Annotated in this window: 17 protein-coding genes, 2 tRNA genes and 2 pseudogenes; 13 read left to right on the plus strand and 8 right to left on the minus strand. The window is 71.4% G+C overall.

The window, feature by feature from the left end:
- Positions 1 to 51: 51 nt before the first annotated feature.
- The 8 genes and pseudogenes from ABD946_RS39200 to rpmH all read right to left on the minus strand — a co-directional run bounded on the left by ABD946_RS39200 (position 52) and on the right by rpmH (position 6,067).
- Positions 52 to 1,155 carry a ParB/RepB/Spo0J family partition protein gene (locus tag ABD946_RS39200; RefSeq protein ID WP_345290525.1) on the minus strand — a complete coding sequence of 368 codons (1,104 nt, stop codon included), beginning with the start codon at positions 1,153 to 1,155 and terminating at the stop codon, positions 52 to 54.
- Positions 1,152 to 2,162 (minus strand): annotated as a pseudogene (locus ABD946_RS39205) (ParA family protein); the annotation flags it as partial. The gene ABD946_RS39200 and the pseudogene ABD946_RS39205, both read right to left, overlap by 4 nt.
- A gap of 227 nt (positions 2,163 to 2,389) precedes the next feature.
- Positions 2,390 to 3,181, minus strand: coding sequence for a 16S rRNA (guanine(527)-N(7))-methyltransferase RsmG (gene rsmG, locus ABD946_RS39210; RefSeq protein ID WP_345290527.1), 792 nt, complete (start codon positions 3,179 to 3,181; stop codon positions 2,390 to 2,392).
- Positions 3,182 to 3,389: 208 nt separating this feature from the next.
- A complete protein-coding gene (locus ABD946_RS39215; protein WP_345290528.1) occupies positions 3,390 to 3,905 on the minus strand; it encodes a Jag family protein in 516 nt (171 codons plus the stop codon).
- 84 nt (positions 3,906 to 3,989) lie between these two features.
- Positions 3,990 to 5,165, minus strand: a complete 1,176-nt coding sequence (yidC, locus tag ABD946_RS39220) for a membrane protein insertase YidC (protein ID WP_345290529.1) — start codon at positions 5,163 to 5,165, stop codon at positions 3,990 to 3,992.
- Positions 5,162 to 5,482 carry a membrane protein insertion efficiency factor YidD gene (gene yidD / locus ABD946_RS39225; RefSeq protein WP_345290530.1) on the minus strand — a complete coding sequence of 107 codons (321 nt, stop codon included), beginning with the start codon at positions 5,480 to 5,482 and terminating at the stop codon, positions 5,162 to 5,164. Before yidD ends, yidC begins: the two co-directional genes overlap by 4 nt.
- Positions 5,479 to 5,907: a ribonuclease P protein component gene (gene rnpA / locus ABD946_RS39230; RefSeq protein ID WP_345290531.1), complete on the minus strand. Its 429-nt coding sequence runs from the start codon at positions 5,905 to 5,907 to the stop codon at positions 5,479 to 5,481. Before rnpA ends, yidD begins: the two co-directional genes overlap by 4 nt.
- A 22-nt stretch (positions 5,908 to 5,929) precedes the next feature.
- Positions 5,930 to 6,067: a 50S ribosomal protein L34 gene (rpmH, locus tag ABD946_RS39235; protein ID WP_148643823.1), complete on the minus strand. Its 138-nt coding sequence runs from the start codon at positions 6,065 to 6,067 to the stop codon at positions 5,930 to 5,932.
- 941 nt (positions 6,068 to 7,008) lie between these two features.
- Between rpmH and dnaA the strand changes: the two are divergent.
- The 13 genes and pseudogenes from dnaA to ABD946_RS39300 all read left to right on the plus strand — a co-directional run.
- Positions 7,009 to 8,640, plus strand: a pseudogene (gene dnaA, locus ABD946_RS39240) (chromosomal replication initiator protein DnaA); the annotation flags it as partial.
- 985 nt (positions 8,641 to 9,625) lie between these two features.
- Positions 9,626 to 10,756 carry a DNA polymerase III subunit beta gene (gene dnaN, locus ABD946_RS39245; RefSeq protein ID WP_345290532.1) on the plus strand — a complete coding sequence of 377 codons (1,131 nt, stop codon included), beginning with the start codon at positions 9,626 to 9,628 and terminating at the stop codon, positions 10,754 to 10,756.
- 147 nt (positions 10,757 to 10,903) lie between these two features.
- Positions 10,904 to 11,779 carry a phosphogluconate dehydrogenase (NAD(+)-dependent, decarboxylating) gene (gnd, locus tag ABD946_RS39250; RefSeq protein ID WP_345290533.1) on the plus strand — a complete coding sequence of 292 codons (876 nt, stop codon included), beginning with the start codon at positions 10,904 to 10,906 and terminating at the stop codon, positions 11,777 to 11,779.
- 59 nt (positions 11,780 to 11,838) lie between these two features.
- A complete protein-coding gene (gene recF / locus ABD946_RS39255) occupies positions 11,839 to 12,972 on the plus strand; it encodes a DNA replication/repair protein RecF (protein ID WP_345290534.1) in 1,134 nt (377 codons plus the stop codon).
- Positions 12,973 to 13,125: 153 nt separating this feature from the next.
- Entirely contained in the window at positions 13,126 to 13,635 is a 510-nt protein-coding gene (locus ABD946_RS39260) for a DciA family protein (RefSeq protein WP_345290535.1), read from the plus strand.
- Between the two features lie 273 nt (positions 13,636 to 13,908).
- Positions 13,909 to 15,909: a DNA topoisomerase (ATP-hydrolyzing) subunit B gene (gene gyrB / locus ABD946_RS39265; protein ID WP_345290536.1), complete on the plus strand. Its 2,001-nt coding sequence runs from the start codon at positions 13,909 to 13,911 to the stop codon at positions 15,907 to 15,909.
- 50 nt (positions 15,910 to 15,959) lie between these two features.
- A complete protein-coding gene (gyrA, locus tag ABD946_RS39270; protein ID WP_345290537.1) occupies positions 15,960 to 18,545 on the plus strand; it encodes a DNA gyrase subunit A in 2,586 nt (861 codons plus the stop codon).
- A gap of 138 nt (positions 18,546 to 18,683) precedes the next feature.
- Positions 18,684 to 19,415 (plus strand): DUF3566 domain-containing protein, encoded by a 732-nt coding sequence (locus ABD946_RS39275; protein ID WP_345290538.1) that lies wholly within the window; start codon positions 18,684 to 18,686, stop codon positions 19,413 to 19,415.
- A 190-nt stretch (positions 19,416 to 19,605) separates the two neighbouring features.
- Positions 19,606 to 20,967, plus strand: coding sequence for a class I SAM-dependent methyltransferase (locus tag ABD946_RS39280; RefSeq protein ID WP_345290539.1), 1,362 nt, complete (start codon positions 19,606 to 19,608; stop codon positions 20,965 to 20,967).
- 16 nt (positions 20,968 to 20,983) lie between these two features.
- A tRNA-Ile gene (locus ABD946_RS39285) sits at positions 20,984 to 21,057 on the plus strand.
- Positions 21,058 to 21,137: 80 nt separating this feature from the next.
- Positions 21,138 to 21,443 carry a DUF6191 domain-containing protein gene (locus tag ABD946_RS39290; RefSeq protein ID WP_345290567.1) on the plus strand — a complete coding sequence of 102 codons (306 nt, stop codon included), beginning with the start codon at positions 21,138 to 21,140 and terminating at the stop codon, positions 21,441 to 21,443.
- Between the two features lie 199 nt (positions 21,444 to 21,642).
- Complete coding sequence (locus ABD946_RS39295) at positions 21,643 to 21,771, plus strand: DLW-39 family protein (RefSeq protein WP_014137031.1); 129 nt, start codon at positions 21,643 to 21,645, stop codon at positions 21,769 to 21,771.
- A gap of 85 nt (positions 21,772 to 21,856) precedes the next feature.
- A tRNA-Ala gene (locus ABD946_RS39300) sits at positions 21,857 to 21,929 on the plus strand.
- Positions 21,930 to 21,968: the final 39 nt, after the last annotated feature.

Genomic DNA, 21,968 nt, shown 5'->3' on the forward strand with positions numbered 1-21,968 from the left:
CACGTGAAACATGCACCCGCGTCGCCGTCTCCGCCCGGAGACCGGGGACGGTCAGCCGCCGGAGAGGCGGAGCCCCTCCTCGCCCGGGGCCAGGCTGTCCAGGATCCGGTTCAGGTCCTCCACCGAGGCGAACTCCAGCACCACCTTGCCCTTGCCGAGCCGGCCGTTCCGCTGCGAGACCTCGACCTTGACCCGGGTCTCGAAGCGGTCCGAGAGCCGCGCCGAGAGGTCGTTGAAGGCGGGCGAGATCAGCTTGCCGGCCTGCGGCCGCGCCGCCCGCTGCGGCTTCTGGTCCTGGTCCATCACCGCGACGATCTCCTCGGTGGTGCGCACCGAGAGCCCCTCCGCGATGATCCTGCGGGCCAGCTGGTCCTGCGCCTCGGCGTCCAGCACGCCGAGCAGCGCCCGGGCGTGACCCGCCGTCAGCACCCCGGCGGCGACCCGGCGCTGGACCGTGGGCGAGAGCTTCAGCAGCCGCAGGGTGTTGGAGACGTGCGAGCGGGACCGGCCGATCCGGTCGGCCAGCTCGTCGTGGGTGCAGGAGAAGTCCCGCAGCAGCTGGTCGTAGGCGGCCGCCTCCTCCAGCGGGTTCAGCTCGGCCCGGTGGAGGTTCTCCAGCAGCGCGTCGAGCAGCAGCTTGTCGTCGTCGGTGGCCCGGACGATGGCCGGGATGACGTCGAGTCCGGCCTCCCGGGAGGCGCGCCAGCGCCGCTCACCCATGATCAGTTCGAAGCGGCCGACCGCGGTCTGACGGACCACCACCGGCTGGAGCAGGCCCACCTCCTTGATGGAGGCGACCAGCTCGGCCAGCTTGTCCTCGTCGAAGACCTCGCGCGGCTGGCGCGGGTTCGGCGTGATCGAGTCCAGCGGCAGCTCGGCGAACCGGGCACCGTCCACCGGGGCCAGCGCGGTGAGCTCGTCCTCCAGCGCGCTCCGGCCGGCGGGCACTGCGGCGTCCCGGGCCAGCTCGGCCGCGACCTTGGCGGCCACCGTGCCCCGGTCGGTGGGCAGGGCCGGCAGCGCGCTCGGCGAGAGCGCCCCGGCCGACCGCTCCGGGACACCGGTACCGGCCGCCACGGCCGGAGCCGCCGCCGGCGTCGCCGCCGGGATCAGTGCTCCGAGCCCGCGTCCCAAGCCCCTGCGCCCACCACTCACCGGTTGTCCTCCATCGTGCTGCCGTGCTGTGCCATCGGGGCCGGCGCGCCGGTGCGCTGCTGGCCCAGGGCGGCGCCGGGCTGCTGCCCGGCCACCGCCGGCCCCGCCGAGCGCAGGGCGAGTTCGCGTGCCGCCTCCAGGTAGGAGAGCGCCCCGGTGGAACCCGGGTCGTAGGTCAGCACGGTCTGTCCGTAGCTGGGCGCCTCGGAGATGCGGACCGAGCGCGGGATCGCCGTGCTCAGCACCTCCTGGGCGAAGTGCGTCCGGACCTCCTCGGCCACCTGGGCGGCCAGCCTGGTCCGGGCGTCGTACATGGTGAGCAGGATGGTGGAGACGTGCAGCGCCTGGTTCAGGTGCGCCCGGACCAGCTCGACGTTCCGGAGCAGCTGGCCGAGTCCCTCCAGCGCGTAGTACTCGCACTGGATCGGGATCAGCACCTCCTGACCGGCCACCAGGGCGTTGACCGTCAGCAGCCCGAGCGAGGGCGGACAGTCGATCAGGATGTAGTCCAGCGGCTGCTCGTAGGCGGCGATCGCCCGCTGCAGCCGGCTCTCCCGGGCCACCAGCGAGACCAGCTCGATCTCCGCGCCGGCCAGGTCGATGGTGGCGGGCACGCAGAACAGCCCCTCCACGTCCCGGACCGGCTGCACCACGTCGGCCAGCGGCTTGCCCTCGACCAGCACGTCGTAGATCGACGGCACCTCGGCGTGGTGGTCGATGCCCAGCGCGGTGGACGCGTTCCCCTGCGGGTCGAGGTCGACCACCAGGACCCGCAGCCCGTGCATGGCCAGCCCGGCGGCCATGTTCACGGTGGTGGTGGTCTTGCCGACGCCGCCCTTCTGGTTGGCCACCACGATCACGCGGGTGGTGTCCGGGCGGGGCAGTCCTTCGCCGGCCCGTCCGGCGGCCTCCACCGCGGCCATGGCGGCCCGTGCGATGGGCGTGTCATCGACGTGATCGATGGTCTCCGACTCCTGCATGGGGGTCAGTGTTTCACGTGAAACCGGAGCGGCAACAGTCACCGCCCGGCTGCGGCCGAGGATTCCGGAAAGCAGTGAGCGACGTTTCACGTGAAACACCATGCCCGCAATGTCGGAAATCTGACGGTGCGACACTCCGACTCCCGGCCCCGTGCCCCCGTGCGCCCCCCGAACGCGACGGAGCGGGCACCCAATCGGGTACCCGCTCCGCGGAAGTGAACACTGGGCGAACCCCGGCCCGCCCTGGCCCCGTGTCAGCGCCGGCGACGCGCTCCGCCGCCCCGGCCACCGGACTCGCCGGCCCGGGCACCGCGCCCGGCCCGGGCCGCCTTGGCCCGCCGGGTGGCCGCCTTCACACCGCCCGGGCTCTCCCCCGCCTCCACCCGGACCACCCGGGTCGAGGTCTCCAGGGTGCCCTCGCCGACCGCGATGACCGACCACTTCACCGCACCGAGCTTGGTCAGCGCCGACCGCGAGTCGGCCAGCTCCTGCTCCGCGGTGTCGCCCTTGAGCGCGAGCATCTGTCCGTACGGTCGCAGCAGCGGCAGCCCCCAGCCGGCCAGCCGGTCCATCGGCGCCACCGCCCGGGCGGTCACCACGTCCACCGCCAGCTTGCCGACCATCTCCTCGGCCCGGCCGCGCAGCACCGTGACGTTGGTCAGCCCCAACTCTCGGACCACCTCCTCCAGGAAGGTGGTCCGCCGCAGCAGCGGCTCCAGCAGGGTCACCGAGACGTCCGGGCGGGCCATCGCCACCGGGATGCCGGGCAGCCCGGCCCCCGAGCCGACGTCGCAGAGCGAGGCGCCGGGCGCCAGCAGCTCGGCCAGCACCGCGCAGTTCAGCACGTGGCGGTCCCAGAGCCGGGGCACCTCGCGCGGACCGATCAGTCCGCGCTGCACGCCCGCGGTGGCCAGCAGCTCGGTGTAGCGCACGGCCACCGGGAGCCGGTCCCCGAAGATCTGCTGCGCCACAGCCGGAGCCTCGCCCGGTCCCTGCGGACCGTTCTCCTCCGGGGTGCCCTCGGTCGCCACGCCGTCCGTGTCCATCTCAGCCTCTCCGCTCACCGTCTCCACTCACCCGCGCTACCGGACACTCTGTCACGAGGGCGCCGTTTCACGTGAAACAGCACCCTTCTGACACCCGCTCAGCCGCTCGGCCACTCAGCCGCTCGCCCGCTCCGCCGCTCCCAGCGACGACGACCCCGCCCGCACGAGGCGGACGGGGTCGTCGGACCGGACCGGCTGCGCGCCGCGGTCAGCGCGGCAGCACGACCACGCAGCGCTGGGGCTCCTCGCCCTCCGACTCGCTGCTCAGGCCGGCCGCCGCCACCGCGTCGTGCACCACCTTGCGCTCGAACGGCGTCATCGGACGGAGCTTCACCTGCTCGCCCGTCGACTTCGCCTTCTCGGCCGCCTCGGCCCCCAGCTCCGCCAGCTCCGCGCGCTTGCGCGCCCGGAAGCCCGCGATGTCCAGCATGAGGCGGCTGCGCTCGCCGGTCTCGCGGTGCACCGCCAGCCGGGTCAGCTCCTGGAGCGCCTCCAGCACCTCGCCGTCCTGGCCGACCAGCCGGCTCAGCGAGCGGTCGTTGCCTTCGCTGACGATGGAGACCAGGGCGCGGTCGCCCTCGACGTCCATGTCGATGTCACCGTCGAGGTCGGCGATGTCGAGCAGACCCTCCAGGTAGTCGGCCGCGATGTCGCCCTCCTGCTCCAGGCGCGAGACCAGGGTGTCGGTCGAGGACTCGGCGGCGGAGGTGGTGCCTTCCGTCACTGGTGGACTCCTTCGGGAATGGGCCCTCGGGTGGGGCCGAGAACGAAGTTCAGGGGGCCGCTGACGGCCGGGGATGGAGCCGGGTCAGGACTTCTTCTTCGGCCGCTGGCCGCCCTGCTGGCCACCGCGCTTCGGCTGCTGCCGCTGGCCGCCACGGGCCGCGGCCGGCTTGGCCGCACCGCCCTTGGCGCCGGCGCCGGCGTCCTTCTCCAGGCTGGCCTTCGGCTCGGCCGCCGCGGCCGCGTCGCCCGCCCCGGCCGGCTCGGTCTCCTCGACCGCGGCCGTCTGGGCACCGGTGTGCTGACGCTGCGCCTTGGTGGTCTTCTTCGGCTGCTGCCGGCGGACCTGCACCGCGTCCTGCACCGCCGTCTGGGCCTGCGCCTCGGCGCCCTTCTTCGCACCGCCACCGGTGAGCATCGCCATCAGCGCGCCCTTCTTCACGGTGCCGTCCGGGTTGAGCCGGCCCGCCTTCTTCAGGCGTTCCTGGCGCTCGGCGAAGGCCTGGGAGCCGGGCGTCGGGTTGTTGCGGATGACGATCAGCTGCTGGCCCATCGACCAGACGTTGGTGGTCAGCCAGTAGAGCAGCACACCGACCGGGAAGTTGATGCCCATCACGGCGAACATGATCGGGAAGACGTACATCAGCATCTTCTGCTGCTGCATGAACGGCGTCTTGACCGTCAGGTCCATGTTCTTGGTCATCAGCTGGCGCTGCGTGATGAACTGCGACAGCGACATCAGGATGATCATGCCGGCGGTGACGACCTTGACGCTGGCCTCGTCGCTCTTCAGGAAGGTCGCCGAGAGCGGGGCGCCGAGGATGTGCGCCTTCTGGGCGCTGACCAGGAGCGTGGAGTTGATGACGCCGATGGTCTTGCCGTCGGCGACCGAGGCGAGCACGCCGTAGAGGGCGGTGAAGAACGGCGCCTGCACGAGGATGGGAAGGCAGCTGGAGAACGGGTTGGTGCCCGCCTCCTTGTACAGCTTCATCATCTCTTCGGACTGGCGCTGCTTGTCGTTCTTGTAGCGCTCCTGGATGGCCTTCATCTTCGGCTGGATCGCCTGCATGGCCCGGGTCGCCTTGATCTGCTTCACGAAGAGCGGGATCAGGCAGATCCGGATGACGATCACCATCGAGACGATGGCAAGGCCCCAGGCCCAGCCGCCGTCCGGGTCGAAGACGTGGCTGTACAGCGAGTGGAACTGGACGATGATCCAGGACACCGCTGTGTAGAGGGGACTCAGAAAACCGAAGGTCACCGGTCAGACTCCTTGGACATCGGGCTAGCCACCGGCTCTGGCCCGGCGGTCCCGCTCGGGGGGCTCAGCAGATCGCGCAGCCGACGGTGCCAGACCGGGTGCTTGCGCGGCGGTACATGGTCGACCCCACCGGGGGACCACGGATTGCATCGAAGGATGCGCCAGGCGGTCAGACCGCTTCCCTTGATCGCGCCGTGCGTCCTGACCGCCTCGTACCCGTAGTGCGAGCACGAGGGGTAGTAGCGGCAGACCGGTCCGAGCAGGGGACTGATGGTCCACTGGTAGAGCCTGATCAGCCCCATCAGCAGGTACTTCATCGCCCTGCTCCCGTCGGCGCGCTGCCGGTCGGCTCCGCCCGGAGCAGCCGGCGGAGCGCCGCGTCCAGGTCCTGTTCGAGATCGAGGTACGAGGCCGCCCCCGCGGGGGGAAGCGCGCGCACCACGATCAGGCTACCTGCGGGCAGCAGCGCCAGACGGTCACGGACCAGGTGGCGCAGCCGACGCTTCACCAGATTGCGCACGACGGCGGGGCCGACGGCCTTGCTCACGACGAAACCCGCACGCGCCGAAGGAGACCCCTCGGCGACGTGCGGGCTGGTGTCGCTGTTCCGGTCGGCGCGGCCCCCGGCGGATCCGTCTCTGTTGAGATGGACCACCAGCAGGGGCCGGCCGGCCCGGCGACCGCGTTTCACCGCGGTCGCGAAGTCCTGGCGCCGCCGCAGCCGATTCTCGGAGGGCAGCACTGCAGACCCTGTACTACGCGGATCAGGCGGAGATGGCGCTGCGGCCCTTGCCACGGCGGGCGGCCAGGATGGCGCGGCCGGCGCGGGTACGCATCCGCAGCCGGAAGCCGTGGGTCTTGGCGCGACGACGGTTGTTCGGCTGGAAGGTGCGCTTGCTCACTCGGGGGCTCCTGAGGTGAATCGTAGGGTGACGGGAGGTCGCTTGGCCGTCACCGTGCGTCCGCGTGATCTCCCCTCGCTGGGAAATCCGGCCCCTAACGCCCAGGTCGGCTGGGGTTGAGGCAATCCACGGCGCCCGTGCTGCGCGCCTTCGGAATGCGGGGGGACCCGCGGACATGCGGCAGCGGCCATCGACAACTCGACCTGGTTACGGTACGCGGGACGGGGGCGGAGGGTCAAACCGGACCCCGCCCGGGGAGCTCCGGGAAGTACCCACCGGAAGCGACCCGATCATGATAGAGGCCAAGCGGCACAAGGACCGTCCCGGCACCGTCGCCGACCCGGCACCCTCCCGGCGAGCCTGCCCACAGCCTGTGGACAGAAACTTGAACCATCCCAGTCGGCTGACTACCGTTGCAGGACTTGTCGGGTTTGTTCGTCTTGATCGGGCCGGCACGGGAGTCCCTTGACACCCCCCGTCGCGGGGAACGAGAAAGCGTGCACCAGTGGCTGATGTCAACAGCGATCTCGTCGCGGTCTGGACGAGGGTCGTCGAGCGGCTGGTCAACGACCCGGGTGTCGGTGACAGCGACAAGATGTGGCTCAAGCGCACCCAGCCGATGTGGATGATGCACGACACCGCCCTGCTGGCGGCCCCCAACGAGCGGGCCAAGCAGGTGCTGGAGGGCCGGCTGCTGCCGCCGCTGACCGAGGAGCTGAGCAAGGCCTTCAGCCGCCCGGTCCGGATCGCCGTGATGGTCGACGCCAACGCCACGCCGCCGCCCGCCCCCTCCCCCGCCGAGCCGCAGCAGGCTCCGGCCCCGCAGCCGCCGCAGCACCAGGCCGAGGAGTGGCCGCCCCGGCAGCAGTACCGCGACGAGCCGTCCGGCTACCCGGAGCGGCAGGACCACCAGGACCGCCAGGGCCACCAGGACCGGCAGGACCGCCCGGAGCGCCAGTCGGGCCCCGGGCGCTGGCCGGTGGCGGAGCCGTACCCGTCCGCGCCGGAGCAGTACCAGGACGACTACCAGCAGCCCGAGTCCTACCAGCCGTCCGGCGCCGAGTACGGCCCGGCCGGGCAGCGGCCCTCCTACGAGGCCGGCCCGGAGCAGAGCTACGAGCGGCCCGGCCGGTACGACACCGCCGGGTACCAGCAGCGGCCCGCGCCGTACGGCAGCGGCGCGGGGACGGAGCAGTCCGGCGGCTGGGGGGGCGCAGGCCGAGGGCCGGTCGGAGGGCCGCCCCTGGGAGAGCCCGTCGTACCCCGAGTCGACCTCGTACCAGGAGGGCCCGTCCTACCAGGGGTCCGAGGGCGGCTCGGGCCAGGACGACCTGTTCGGCGGCGCCTACCGCCCGGCGGCGGGGGCTCCCCCGGCCCGGCGGGGCGGGCCGCGTCCGGACGGACGGCCGGAGCCGACGGGCGGTCAACTCCCGGACGTCAGGCCGCAGTCGGGCGGTTCGCCCGCCGAGCGCTCCCCCGTGCCGGTGCCCGCGCCGCCGGGTGCGCCGCCGGCCGGCAGCAGCTCGCGCAAGGACGAGCCGGCCGCCCGGCTGAACCCCAAGTACCTCTTCGACACCTTCGTGATCGGGGCCTCCAACCGCTTCGCGCACGCGGCCGCGGTGGCGGTCGCCGAGGCCCCGGCCAAGGCGTACAACCCGCTCTTCATCTACGGCGAGTCCGGGCTGGGCAAGACCCACCTGCTGCACGCCATCGGGCACTACTCGCGCAGCCTCTTCCCGGGCACCCGGGTGCGCTACGTGAGCTCGGAGGAGTTCACCAACGAGTTCATCAACTCGATCCGGGACGGCAAGGCGGACACCTTCCGCAAGCGGTACCGGGACATGGACATCCTGCTGGTGGACGACGTGCAGTTCCTGGCGTCGAAGGAGTCCACCCAGGAGGAGTTCTTCCACACCTTCAACACCCTGCACAACGCGAACAAGCAGATCGTGCTCTCCTCGGACCGGCCGCCCAAGCTGCTGACCACCCTGGAGGACCGGCTGCGCAACCGCTTCGAGTGGGGCCTGATCACCGACGTCACCCCGCCGGAGCTGGAGACCCGGATCGCGATCCTCCGCAAGAAGGCGATCCAGGAGCAACTCAACGCCCCCGCCGACGTGTTGGAGTTCATCGCCTCCCGGATCACCCGGAACATCCGGGAGCTGGAGGGCGCGCTGATCCGGGTCACCGCGTTCGCCAACCTGAACCGGGCGCCGGTCGACCTGGAGCTGGCCGGGATCGTCCTCAAGGACCTGATCCCGGGCGGCGACGAGGACGCCGGGCCGGAGATCACCGCGCAGGTCATCATGCAGCAGACCGCCGCCTACTTCGGGCTGGGCGTGGAGGACCTCTGCGGATCCTCCCGCAGCCGGGTGCTGGTGACGGCCCGCCAGATCGCCATGTACCTCTGCCGGGAGCTCACCGACCTCTCGCTGCCGAAGATCGGCGCGCAGTTCGGCGGCCGGGACCACACCACGGTGATGCACGCGGACCGGAAGATCCGCTCGCTGATGGCCGAGCGGCGGTCCATCTACAACCAGGTCACCGAGCTCACCAACCGCATCAAGAGCTGAGTCCGGGCTCCAGTACGGACAACTGACGGGGAGTCGGCCCTACGGGCGCCGGCTCCCCGTCCGGCGTTCCCGGGCGGTCCCCGGGCCCGCCGGCCGGCCCGTCCGCAACCCCGCGAGGGCCCGCCCGGGGCACCCGGTGTCACACGTCCGGCCCCTCCACAGGTGTGGAAGGCGCGGAGGCGGGGCAGTAATGCACCGAGTGACGCTCCGCCAGATCCGTTACCGCGCCGAACAAGTGAGCAGCAATTCGAACGGCGCCGGTCCGCGAGGCGGATTTCCACAGGGACGGGTGGGTTCGCCCCGTCCACAGGTGCACAGCCGCCGAGTTATCCAGAATTCCTCCACAGGCCCGCCCGGGCTACGCTCTTCCGCGCAGGTCAGCCCCCTGTGGACTTGTGCACAACGGTTTTCCACAGGCTGTGGACATCTGATGGGCCATCAGGGTGACCCGGGAGTTGTCCACCGCTTGTCCCCAGGAAGAGGTGGGTTATCCCCAGGTTCTCCACAGCTGAGTCCACAGTTCGACAACCTTGGTGCACAGTTCACCGCCCCGTGTGAAAGGCGTCACGTGATGTTGATCGGGGCCGGTGGATAACCCGTCCATGATCTGGGGACGAGCCTGGGGATAACCTGTGGATACTCAACGTGCCCTGTGGGTAACGCTCCGTCGTCCACAGCGGGCCCTGGTTGTCCACACTCCGCATCCACAGCACCTGTGGACAGAAAACCGGGGCTGACCTGCGGAAACAAGGTTTTCCACGGTATCCACAGGCCCTACTACTACCACTACACCTATAGAGCGATCGATCCGGAAAATGGTGGGTGGGCCCGAAATCTGTGGACAGCCGATGTCCGACGTGTGTTCGGCCCGTCCCCGCCCTTGTGCCCCGACTGTCGGCCGAGTACGTCAGACTGTTCTCCGGCAACCGGAGCGCCCGGTGCCGACCAGACGCAGACGACAGCAGGACCCAGGAGGCGGTTACCGGTGAAGTTCCGGGTGGAGCGTGACGTCCTCGCGGAGGCGGTGGCCTGGGCTGCCCGCAGCCTCCCGGCGCGGCCGCCGGTGCCGGTGCTCGCCGGCCTGCTGCTGACGGCCCAGGAGGGCAGCCTGGCCCTCTCCGGCTTCGACTACGAGGTCTCGGCCCGGGTCGAGCTGGCGGCCGAGGTGGAGGAGGCCGGCACCGTCCTGGTCTCCGGCCGCCTGCTGAACGACATCTCGCGCAACCTTCCCAACAGGCCTGTGGAGATCTCCACCGACGGCCAGCGGGTCAGCGTGGTCTGCGGCTCCTCCCGGTTCACCCTCCCCACCCTCCCGGTGGACGAGTACCCGGCGCTGCCGCAGATGCCCACCGCGACCGGCACCGTCTCCGGTGACGTCTTCGCCTCCGCCGTCAGCCAGGCCGCCGTCGCGGCCGGCCGCGACGACACCCTGCCGGTGCTCACCGGCGTCCGGGTGGAGATCGAGGGCGACAAGATCACCCTGGCCGCCACCGACCGCTACCGCTTCGCGGTCCGCGAGCTGATGTGGAAGCCGGAGCAGGACGACATCTCCGCCGTCGCCCTGGTGCCCGCCCGCACCCTGCAGGACATCGCCAAGTCGCTGGGCAGCGGGGACACGGTCTCCATCGCGCTGGCCTCCGGCGGCGCCGGCGAGGGTCTGATCGGCTTCGAGGGCGCCGGTCGCCGGACCACCACCCGCCTGCTCGAGGGCGAGTTCCCGAAGTTCCGCAGCCTCTTCCCGACGGAGTTCAGCGCCGTCGCCGCGATCCAGACGCAGCCCTTCCTGGAGGCGCTCAAGCGCGTCTCGCTGGTCGCCGAGCGGAACACGCCGGTCCGGCTGAGCTTCGAGCAGGGCGTGCTCACCCTGGAGGCCGGTTCGGGCGACGACGCCCAGGCCACCGAGCGGATCGAGGCCGACCTCGAAGGTGACGACATCTCGATCGCTTTCAACCCTGGCTACCTGGAGGAGGGTCTGAAGGCGATCGACGCCGCGTACGCGCAGCTGAGCTTCACCACCGCCACCAAGCCGGCCCTGCTCAGCGGCAAGCCCGCGGTGGACGCCGAGGCCGACGAGGCCTACCAGTACCTGATCATGCCGGTCCGCCTCTCCGGCTGACGGACCGTCGGTCCCCGTCCACAGCTGTGGACGACTCCTCCCCCGGTCAGCTCTGGCCGGGGGAGGCGGCATTCCCGGCGGCGTAGGCTCAGCCTGTGCGGCAACGGCGCCGCCGATCAGGCACGTCACCACAGGTAAGGACTTGGCATGGAGCTCGGCCTCATCGGTCTCGGCAAGATGGGCGGCAACATGCGCGAGCGCATCCGCCGCGCAGGGCACACCGTCATCGGCTTCGACCAGAACCCGGAACTCGCCGACGTCGACAGCCTCGAGGAGCTGGTCTCCAAGCTGGAGGCGCCCCGCGTGGTCTGGGTGATGGTCCCGGCCGGCGGCCCGACCCAGGACACCGTGGACCGCCTCGCCGAGCTGCTCTCCCCCGGCGACGTGGTGGTGGACGGCGGCAACTCCCGCTGGACGGACGACGTCAAGCACGCCGAGGCGCTGGCCGAGAAGGGCATCGGCTTCGTCGACTGCGGCGTCTCCGGCGGCGTCTGGGGCCTGGAGAACGGCTACGCGCTGATGTACGGCGGCGAGGCGGCCGACGTCGCCAAGGTCCAGCCGGTCTTCGACGCGCTGAAGCCCGAGGGCGACTTCGGCTCGGTGCACGCGGGCAAGGTCGGTGCCGGCCACTTCGCCAAGATGGTCCACAACGGCATCGAGTACGCGATGATGCAGGCCTTCGCCGAGGGCTGGGAGCTGCTGGAGGCGGCCCCCGAGGTCACCGACGTGCGCGAGGTCTTCCGCAGCTGGCAGGAGGGCACGGTCATCCGCTCCTGGCTGCTCGACCTGGCCGTCCGGGCGCTGGACGACGACGAGCACCTGGCCAAGCTCAAGGGCTGGGCCGCGGACTCGGGCGAGGGCCGCTGGACGGTGGAGGCCGCGATCGACCACGCGGTGCCGCTGCCCGCGATCACCGCCTCGCTGTTCGCGCGCTTCGCCTCGCGCCAGGAGGACTCGCCGCAGATGAAGATGATCGCCGCGCTGCGCAACCAGTTCGGCGGCCACGCGGTCGAGTCGAAGTAAGCCCCGACTCCCCTGCGCAACAGGGGAGTTATCCACAAGAAGGCGGCGTAGTCCACAGCATGCACGTAGCGCACCTGTCGCTCGCCGACTTCCGTTCGTACGCCCGGGCCGAGGTGGCCCTCGACCCGGGCGTGACGGCCTTCGTCGGGCCGAACGGCCAGGGCAAGACCAATCTGGTCGAGGCCGTCGGCTACGTGGCCACCCTGGGCAGCCACCGGGTGGCCACCGACGCCCCGCTGATCCGGCTCGGCGCCGAGCGGGCGGTGATCCGCACCAGTGTGGTCCGGGACGAGCGCTCCACCCTGGTCGAGCTGGAGATCACCGCCGGCAAGGCCAACCGGGCCCGGATCAACCGCTCCGACAACGTCCGCCCGCGGGACGTCCTCGGGCTGCTGCGCACCGTGCTGTTCGCCCCCGAGGACCTGGCCCTGGTGAAGGGCGACCCGGGCGAGCGCCGGCGCTTCCTGGACGAGCTGCTGACCGCCCGCGCCCCCCGGCTGGCGGGCGTGCGCTCGGACTACGAGCGCGTGCTGAAGCAGCGCAACGCCCTGCTGAAGACCGCCGCCCAGGCCCGCCGGGGCGGCGGCGGCAAGGGCGCCGACCTCTCCACCCTGGAGATCTGGGACGGTCACCTGGCCCGCGCCGGGGCCGAGCTGACCGCGTTCCGGCTGCAGCTGGTGGCCGCCCTGCAGCCGCTGGTGGCCGCCGCCTACGAGCAGCTGGCGCCGGGCGGCGGGGAGACGGCGCTGGAGTACCGCAGCTCCTTCGAGGGCGCCCTGCCGACCAGCCGGGAGGAGGCCGAGCAGCAGCTGCTCGCGGCCCTGACGGAGGTCCGCTCCCAGGAGGTGGCCCGCGGCCTGACCCTGGTCGGCCCGCACCGCGACGAGCTGGGCCTGAAGCTCGGCCCGCTGCCCGCCAAGGGCTACGCCAGCCACGGCGAGTCCTGGTCGTTCGCACTGGCGCTCCGGCTGGCCTCGTACGAGCTGCTGCGCGCCGACGGCGGCGAGCCGGTGCTGGTCCTGGACGACGTCTTCGCCGAGCTGGACGCCCGCCGCCGGGAGCGGCTGGCCGAGCTGGTGGCCGGGGCCGAGCAGGTGCTGGTGACGGCGGCGGTGCCGGAGGACGTCCCCAAGGCGCTCAGCGGCACCCGGTACGCGGTCTCCGACGGCACCGTCACCCGCCTCGGCGCCTGACCCTCCCCTCCATTCCCCCACCCCGCACGACCTGCCGCGATCCGCCGGCCCGCGCCGAGGGCCCGGGCGGCGTCCGCTGCGTCCCCGGACCGCCGTATTCTGGACAGCTCCCCGTCCGTCCACAGCCTGGGGACAGAGAAAGGGGCCGCCGCGATGAGCGAACCGGAGCTCTCCGGGGTGGACCTGGCCCGGGTCGCGCTGCGCGCGGCCAAGGAGCAGGCCCGGCTGCGGGGCGAGCAGGTGCGGGAGAAGCGCGAGGCGAAGAAGCACGGCCTGCGCAGCGGGGCCCGGGCGGACGGCCGCGACCCGGTGCCGCTGGGGGCGGCGCTCAACCGGCTGATCACCGAGCGGGGCTGGGAGGCCCCGGCCGCGGTGGGCGGCGTGATGGGCCGCTGGGCGCAGATCGTCGGGCCCGACATCGCCGCGCACTGCGTGCCGAAGAGCTTCGAGGAGGCCGAGGCGGTGCTCACCGTGCAGTGCGACTCCACCGCCTGGGCGACGCAACTCCGCTTGCTGGCACGGCAGTTGGTGGCCCGCCTGAACCACGAGCTGGGGCACGGCACGGTCCGGGTGATCAAGGTGCTGGGGCCGGCCGCCCCGCAGCGCGGGTACGGCCGGCTGCGCGCTCCGGGGAGCAAGGGGCCGGGCGACACCTGGGGGTGAGCCCGGGTGTACGGGAAGCCGATCTTCCGGAACCGCTGACGGCCCTTCTGAGGCTTCTGAGCCCCCCTGGCGAGTATCGGGACATGTCCGCCGGGGGTTCAGAGCGGCACATCTGCCTTCTGAGGCTGCCAAACGGCCATCTATGTCAGTCGTACCGGTAGACTGAGGAGCAAACACCGTTGCTCGCAGCAACCGAGTCGAAACGCCGTGGTCGCAAGCCCTCCCGGACAGGGGGTGGGTCTGCGGCCCGCGCTGTGCCAGAGAGGGCGCTTCGTGGCCGATTCCGGCAACTCCAGCCAGACCCCTGACCCCGCCGACCAGCAGGCCGGCAGCTCCTACGACGCGAACGCGATCCAGGTGCTCGAGGGCCTCGACGCCGTCCGCAAGCGCCCGGGCATGTACATCGGCTCCACCGGCGAGCGCGGCCTGCACCACCTGGTGCAGGAGATCGTGGACAACTCCGTCGACGAGGCGCTGGCCGGTCACGCCGACACCATCGACGTGACCATCCTGGCCGACGGCGGCGTGCGGGTCACCGACAACGGCCGCGGCATCCCGGTCGGCATCATGCCGGGGCAGGACAAGCCGGCCGTCGAGGTCGTGCTCACGGTGCTGCACGCGGGCGGCAAGTTCGGCGGCGGCGGCTACGCCGTCTCCGGCGGTCTGCACGGCGTCGGCATCTCGGTGGTGAACGCCCTCTCCACCCGGCTCTCGGTCGAGATCCACACCGACGGCCACCGCTGGACCCAGGACTACAAGGCGGGTGCCCCGACCGCCCCGCTGGCGAAGCACGAGGCCACCGAGAGGACCGGCACCACGGTCACCTTCTGGGCCGACGGCGACATCTTCGAGACCACCGTCTACTCCTTCGAGACGCTCTCCCGGCGCTTCCAGGAGATGGCCTTCCTCAACAAGGGCCTCTCCATCGCGCTCACCGACGAGCGTCCGGAGCACCAGGACGACGAGGGCAAGCCGCTCTCGATCACCTACAAGTACGACGGCGGCATCGCCGACTTCGTCACCCACCTCAACTCCCGCAAGGGCGAGGTCGTCCACCCCTCGGTGATCGACTTCGAGGCGGAGGACAAGGACAAGAAGATCTCGGTCGAGATCGCCATGCAGTGGAACAGCTCCTACACCGAGAGCGTCTACTCCTTCGCCAACACCATCCACACCCACGGCGGCGGCACCCACGAGGAGGGCTTCCGCGCGGCGCTCACCGGCCTGGTGAACCGCTACGCGCGGGACAAGAAGCTGCTCCGCGAGAAGGACGACAACCTCTCCGGCGAGGACATCCGCGAGGGTCTGACCGCGATCATCTCGGTCAAGCTCGGCGAGCCGCAGTTCGAGGGCCAGACCAAGGACAAGCTGGGCAACACCGAGGTCAAGACCTTCGTCCAGAAGGTCGTCCACGAGCACCTGAACGACTGGCTGGACCGGAACCCGGTCGAGGCCTCGGACATCATCCGCAAGTCCATCCAGGCCGCCACCGCGCGCGTCGCCGCCCGCAAGGCCCGCGACCTGACCCGGCGCAAGGGCCTGCTGGAGTCCGCCTCGCTGCCCGGCAAGCTGAGCGACTGCCAGTCCAAGGACCCGGCCGAGTGCGAGATCTTCATCGTCGAGGGCGACTCGGCCGGCGGCTCGGCCAAGCAGGGCCGTGACCCGCGGGTCCAGGCCATCCTGCCGATCCGCGGCAAGATCCTGAACGTCGAGAAGGCCCGGATCGACAAGGTCCTCCAGAACACCGAGGTGCAGGCGCTGATCTCGGCGTTCGGCTGCGGCATCCAGGAGGACTACGACGAGTCCAAGCTCCGCTATCACAAGATCGTCCTGATGGCGGACGCCGACGTCGACGGGCAGCACATCCGGACCCTGCTGCTCACCCTGCTGTTCCGCTTCATGCGGCCGCTGGTCGAGGCCGGGTACGTCTACCTGGCCATGCCGCCGCTGTACAAGATCAAGTGGGGCAAGGACGACTTCGAGTACGTCTACTCGGACCGCGAGCGCGACGCGGTGATCGCCGCGGGCGTGGCGGCCGGCCGCCGGCTCCCCAAGGACGACGCGATCCAGCGCTTCAAGGGTCTCGGCGAGATGAACGCCGAGGAGCTGCGGGTGACCACCATGGACCAGGGCCTGCGCCTGCTCCAGAAGATCACCCTGGAGGACGCGGCCCGCGCCGACGACCTGTTCTCCGTCCTGATGGGCGAGGACGTGGAGGCCCGGCGCTCCTTCATCCAGCGCAACGCCAAGGACGTCCGCTTCCTGGACGTGTGACGCCCCGCCGTCCCACGAACCAGTCACACGCGAAAGGAACCTGACGACCAGTGGTCGACGACAACCGTCCCGAGGGCGACGAAGCGCCGGAGAGCACCGGCACCGCGCTGCGGATCGAGCCGATCGAGCTCGAGACCGAGATGCAGCGCTCCTACCTCGACTACGCGATGAGCGTGATCGTGAGCCGCGCGCTGCCCGAGGTGCGCGACGGCCTCAAGCCGGTGCACCGCCGGGTGCTGTACGCGATGTACGACGGCGGCTACCGGCCCGAGAAGGGCTACTACAAGTGCGCCCGCGTGGTCGGCGACGTGATGGGCAACTACCACCCGCACGGCGACACCTCGATCTACGACACCCTGGTCCGGCTGGCCCAGCCGTGGTCGATGCGGATGCCGCTGGTCGACGGCAACGGCAACTTCGGCTCGCCGGGCAACGACCCGGCCGCGGCCATGCGCTACACCGAGTGCAAGATGATGCCGCTGGCCATGGAGATGATGCGCGACATCGACGAGGAGACCGTCGACTTCGCCGCCAACTACGACGGCCGCTCGCAGGAGCCGACCGTCCTGCCGGCCCGCATCCCCAACCTGCTGATCAACGGCGCCACCGGCATCGCGGTCGGCATGGCCACCAACATCCCGCCGCACAACCTCCGCGAGGTGGCCTCCGGCGCGCTCTGGGCGCTGGAGAACCCCGAGGCCTCCAACGAGGAGCTGCTGGACGCCCTGATCGAGCGGATCAAGGGCCCGGACTTCCCGACCGGCGCGCTGATCGTCGGCCGCCGCGGCATCGAGGACGCGTACCGCACCGGCCGCGGCTCGATCACCATGCGCGCGGTGGTCGAGGTCGAGGAGATCCAGGGCCGCCAGTGCCTGGTGATCACCGAGCTGCCGTACCAGGTGAACCCGGACAACCTGGCGCTGAAGATCGCCGACCTGGTCAAGGACGGCCGGGTGGCCGGCATCGCCGACGTCCGCGACGAGTCCTCCTCGCGGACCGGCCAGCGCCTGGTGGTCGTGCTCAAGCGCGACGCGGTCGCCAAGGTCGTGCTGAACAACCTGTACAAGCACACCGACCTGCAGACCAACTTCGGCGCCAACATGCTGGCCCTGGTCGACGGGGTGCCGCGCACGCTGTCGCTGGACGCCTTCATCCGGCACTGGGTCAACCACCAGGTCGACGTGATCGTCCGCCGGACCACCTTCCGGCTGCGCAAGGCCGAGGAGCGCGCCCACATCCTGCGCGCGCTGCTCAAGGCGCTGGACCAGATCGACGCGGTGATCGCGCTGATCCGCGCCTCGGACAGCGCCGACGCGGCCCGCACCGGCCTGATGGACCTGCTCGACATCGACGAGCTGCAGGCCAACGCGATCCTCGAGATGCAGCTGCGCCGCCTGGCCGCGCTGGAGAGCGCGCGCATCCTGAGCGAGCACGACGAGCTGCAGGCCAAGATCAACGAGTACAACGCGATCCTGGCCTCGCCGGCCCGTCAGCGCGAGATCATCTCCGAGGAGCTGACCGCGATCGTCGAGAAGTACGGCGACGAGCGGCGCTCCACGCTGATCCCCTTCGACGGCGACATGTCCGTCGAGGACCTGATCGCGGAGGAGGACATCGTCGTCACGATCACCCGTGGCGGCTACGTCAAGCGCACCCGGTCCGACCTGTACCGCTCGCAGAAGCGCGGCGGCAAGGGCGTGCGCGGCGCGCAGCTGAAGCAGGACGACATCGTCGACCACTTCTTCGTGACCACCACGCACAACTGGATCCTGTTCTTCACCAACAAGGGCCGTGTCTACCGGGCGAAGGGCTACGAGCTGCCCGACGCCGGCCGGGACGCCCGCGGGCAGCACGTGGCCAACCTGCTGGCCTTCCAGCCGGAGGAGCACATCACCCAGGTGATGGCGGTCCGCACCTACGAGGACAAGCCGTACCTGGTGCTGGCCACCCGCGGCGGCCTGGTGAAGAAGACCCCGCTCAAGGACTACGACTCGCCCCGCTCCGGCGGCCTGATCGCGATCAACCTGCGGCAGGACGAGGACGGCAAGGACGACGAGCTGATCGGCGCCGAGCTGGTCTCCGCCGAGGACGACCTGCTGCTGGTCTCCAAGAAGGCCCAGTCGATCCGCTTCACCGCCACCGACGAGGCGCTCCGGCCGATGAGCCGGGCCACCTCGGGCGTGAAGGGCATGGCCTTCCGCGAGGACGACGAGCTGCTCTCGATGAACGTGGTCCGGCCGGGCACCTTCGTCTTCACCGCGACCGACGGCGGCTACGCCAAGCGCACCGGCGTGGACGAGTACCGGGTCCAGGGCCGCGGCGGTTTCGGCACCAAGGCGGCGAAGATCGTCGAGGGCCGGGGCTCGCTGGTCGGCGCCCTGGTGGTCGAGGAGAGCGACGAGATCATGGCGATCACCCTCTCGGGCGGCGTCATCCGGACCAGGGTTTCCGAAGTCCGTGAAACCGGACGTGACACGATGGGCGTCCAACTGATCAACCTCGGAAAGCGCGACGCGGTGGTGGGCATGGCCCGCAACGCGGAGGCGGACGACGAGGAGGCCGTCGAGGAGGGCACCGAGCCCGACGGAACGGCCCAGGCGGAGACCACGGCGGACGGTCCGGCCGAGCAGGACTGACCGCCCCGGTGGCCGGTGCCCTCCCCAGCCGGGAGGGCACCGGCCGCCGAACAGTTCCGGGCAATCCCGCCGGGCGCTGGAGACGTACATGAGCAGGGCGGACACCCGTCCTGACGGGTGAGTTGCGGGAGGACCAGGGTGAGTGGAGCCACGGGTGCTGCGGGCGGTGCCGGGGGCGGGCTGCCGGGTGGCGGTGCGTCCTACGGCGGGGCCAGCGGCGTGGCCGGTGTGCCGCCCCGCCCGACGGGTGTCCCCGGCGCGCCGGACGGACACTCCTCGGCCTCGACCTCGCTGATGCCGCCGGTGGCGGGCGGCGCGTCCTACGGTGCGGCCGGGCAGGCCGGGGCGGTCCCGCCGCCCCCCGCACAGCCCGCCCCGGGCGCGGGCGGCTTCTCCCAGCCGACCACCTACACCAAGGGCCAGCAGACCCCGCCCCGGGGCACCAAGGTGGGCGGCGCCGCCCGCCGCCCCGGCCAGGCGCCGCCCTCGGCCACCGGGCGGACCCGCAAGGCCCGGCTGCGGATCACCAAGGCCGACCCGTGGTCGGTGATGAAGGTCGCCTTCCTGCTCTCGCTGGCGGTCGGCGTGATCATCATCGTCGCCACCGCGGTGCTCTGGATGACCCTGGACGGCCTGGGCGTCTTCGACTCGCTCGGCGGCACCCTGAAGGACGTCACCGGGTCGGACACCACCGGCGGCGTGGACCTCATGGACTACATCGGCTTCGGCAAGGTCATGATGTTCACCTCGCTGATCGCCGTGGTGGACGTGGTCCTGATGACCGCGCTGGCCACCCTCTCCGCCTTCATCTACAACACCGCGGCCGGCTTCACCGGCGGGGTCGAGCTGACCCTGGCCGAGGAGGACTGACCGGACCGTCCGTCCGTGTGCTGACCATCCGTCAGTTCGCACCCGCACCAGCCCGGCCCGGAGCGTTCGGGTGACAGGCGCCTCGTACACGGCGCGTCACCTGACGGAGTCCCGGCCGGGCTGTGTTGGCTTGGAGCCGACACGGGGCAGACTCAGCAACGTCCTGCCCCGTCGGTCGGAGGTGCGTGCCATGGCTCAGCTCGCCACACAACTGCTCGGCTCGGTCGAGGATGTCCTCGGCTCCCGGATCCCGCTCCGGATCAGGCTCTGGGACGGCAGCCAGGCCGGCCCCGCCGACGCCCCGCAGCTGGTCCTGCGCAACCGCCGGGCGCTCCGTCACCTGCTCTGGCAGCCCGGTGAGTTGGGCCTCGCCCGGGCCTACGTCTCCGGCGACCTGGACACCGCCCCCGGCACCGACCTGTACGAGGTCCTCTCGCTGGCCGCCCGCTTCGCCGAGCGCCCCGAGATCGCCACCCTGGCCCTCGGTCCCAAGGACGCCCTCGGCCCCGCCGGGCGCCGCCTGCTGGGCCTGCTGCTGCGCGCCGGGGTGCTGGCCCCGCAGCCCGCTCCCCCGGCCGAGGAGGCCCGCCTCGGCGGCGGCCGGCTGCACAGCCGCGGCCGCGACCGGGCCGCGATCAGCCACCACTACGACGTGGGCAACGAGTTCTACGGCCTGGTGCTCGGCCCCACCATGGTCTACTCCTGCGCCTACTGGGAGCCCGAGGCCAAGAGCCTGGAGGCGGCCCAGACCGCCAAGCTCGACCTGATCTGCCGCAAGCTGGGCCTGCGGCCCGGGATGCGGCTGCTGGACGTCGGCTGCGGCTGGGGCTCGCTGCTGCTGCACGCGGCCGAGCACTACGGCGTGCGGGCGGTCGGCGTCTCCATCTCCGAGGAGCAGGTCGCGCTGGCCCGCCAGCGGGTGCTGGCGGCCGGTCTGGGCGGCCGGGTGGAGGTGCGCCTCCAGGACTACCGGGAGATCACGGACGGCCCCTTCGACGCCGTCTCCAGCGTCGGCATGGCCGAGCACGTCGGCACCGCCCAGTACCAGGTCTACGCCGAGGGCCTGCTGCAACTGCTGGCCCCGGGCGGCCGCCTGTTGAACCACCAGATCGCCCGCCGCCCCGACCGGCCCGGCGAGCCGTACCGGCCCAGCCCGTTCATCCAGCACTACGTCTTCCCGGACGGCGAGCTCTCGCCGGTCGGCGCCACCGTCTCCGCCCTGGAGGAGGCCGGCTTCGAGGTCCGGGACGTCGAGTCGCTGCGCGAGCACTACGCCCTGACGCTGCGCGAGTGGGTGGCCAACCTGGAGGCGAACTGGCCGCAGGCGGTCCGGCTGGCCGGCCAGGGGCGGGCCCGGGTCTGGCGCCTGTACATGGCCGCCTCCGCGCTGGCCTTCGAGCAGAACCGGATCGGGATCAACCAGGTGCTCGCCGTCCGGACCACTCCGGAGGGCGCCAGCCACCTGCCCGCCACCCGTCCGCAGTGGCTCTCCGGGGCCCCTGAGCTGCACCCCGCCGACCCGGATTTGGGAGATCGGCCGACGGTCCGCTAATCTTTGAGTGCGGCAAGGGCCTATAGCTCAGACGGTTAGAGCGCTTCCCTGATAAGGAAGAGGCCACAGGTTCAAGTCCTGTTAGGCCCACCGGCGCAGAAGGCCCGGAGTGGATTTCCACTCCGGGCCTTCTGACGTTCCCGCCCGGTCCGTAGGCTGGCCGGGTGGAGATGTTCTGGGTGATGAGCCTTCCCGGGTTGGTGGTCGGGCTGGTGCTGCTGGCCTTCGTGGACCAGCTGGCGCTGCGGGCCCGCCGGGCGTCCTGGCTGCCGTGGCGGGGGACGGGGCGGGAGGGGCAGGTCTCGGCCACCGGATTCGAGCAGCTGCACGCGCAGTTCGCCGCCGGCAAGCAGCACGAGCTCGAGCAGCGCCGGAGCACGCTGATGCTGCGCGACGAGGAGGGCGACGGGGCGCCGCCGCGCTCCACGGTGGACCTGGAGGGCGGCCGCGCGGTGCTGAGGATGCCCGAGCGGTAGTTGGTACGACAGGAGGCACGGCGTCAATCCCTGGCGCGGGCCGGGCGGTTGACGACTCGCGGGGGCGCCCGGGAGGTGGTTACCGATGTGTATCATCGGCCGGAGGCGGTCCGAACGGCGAGACCGCCGGTAGGTGCCCGCAACATCCGAGGGTCCGTGGTCAGGGCCCGTTCCCCAGCAAGAAGGACGAGGTCCCGCGGTGAAGAAGCTCCTCCTGGTCGCCCTGGTCGCCCTCGGCGGCTTCTTTGTCTACCGTCAGGTGCAGGCGGACCGCGCCGAGCAGGACCTGTGGACCGAGGCCACCGACCCGGTCCCGGCCGGCCGCTGACGCGACGCTCCCGCGAGGCCGGTCCGGGCGAGAGGCCCGGCCGGCCCGGGGAGCGGGTAGTCTGGTGCGCAGCACTTCGCTGCACGGGGCTTTAGCTCAGTTGGTAGAGCGCTGCCTTTGCAAGGCAGATGTCAGGAGTTCGAGTCTCCTAAGCTCCACCGTGCGTAGGACGGAAGGCCGCTGACCTGGTATCAGGT

The sequence above is a fragment of the Kitasatospora albolonga genome (genome assembly GCF_039535905.1).
Lineage (GTDB): Bacteria > Actinomycetota > Actinomycetes > Streptomycetales > Streptomycetaceae > Kitasatospora > Kitasatospora albolonga.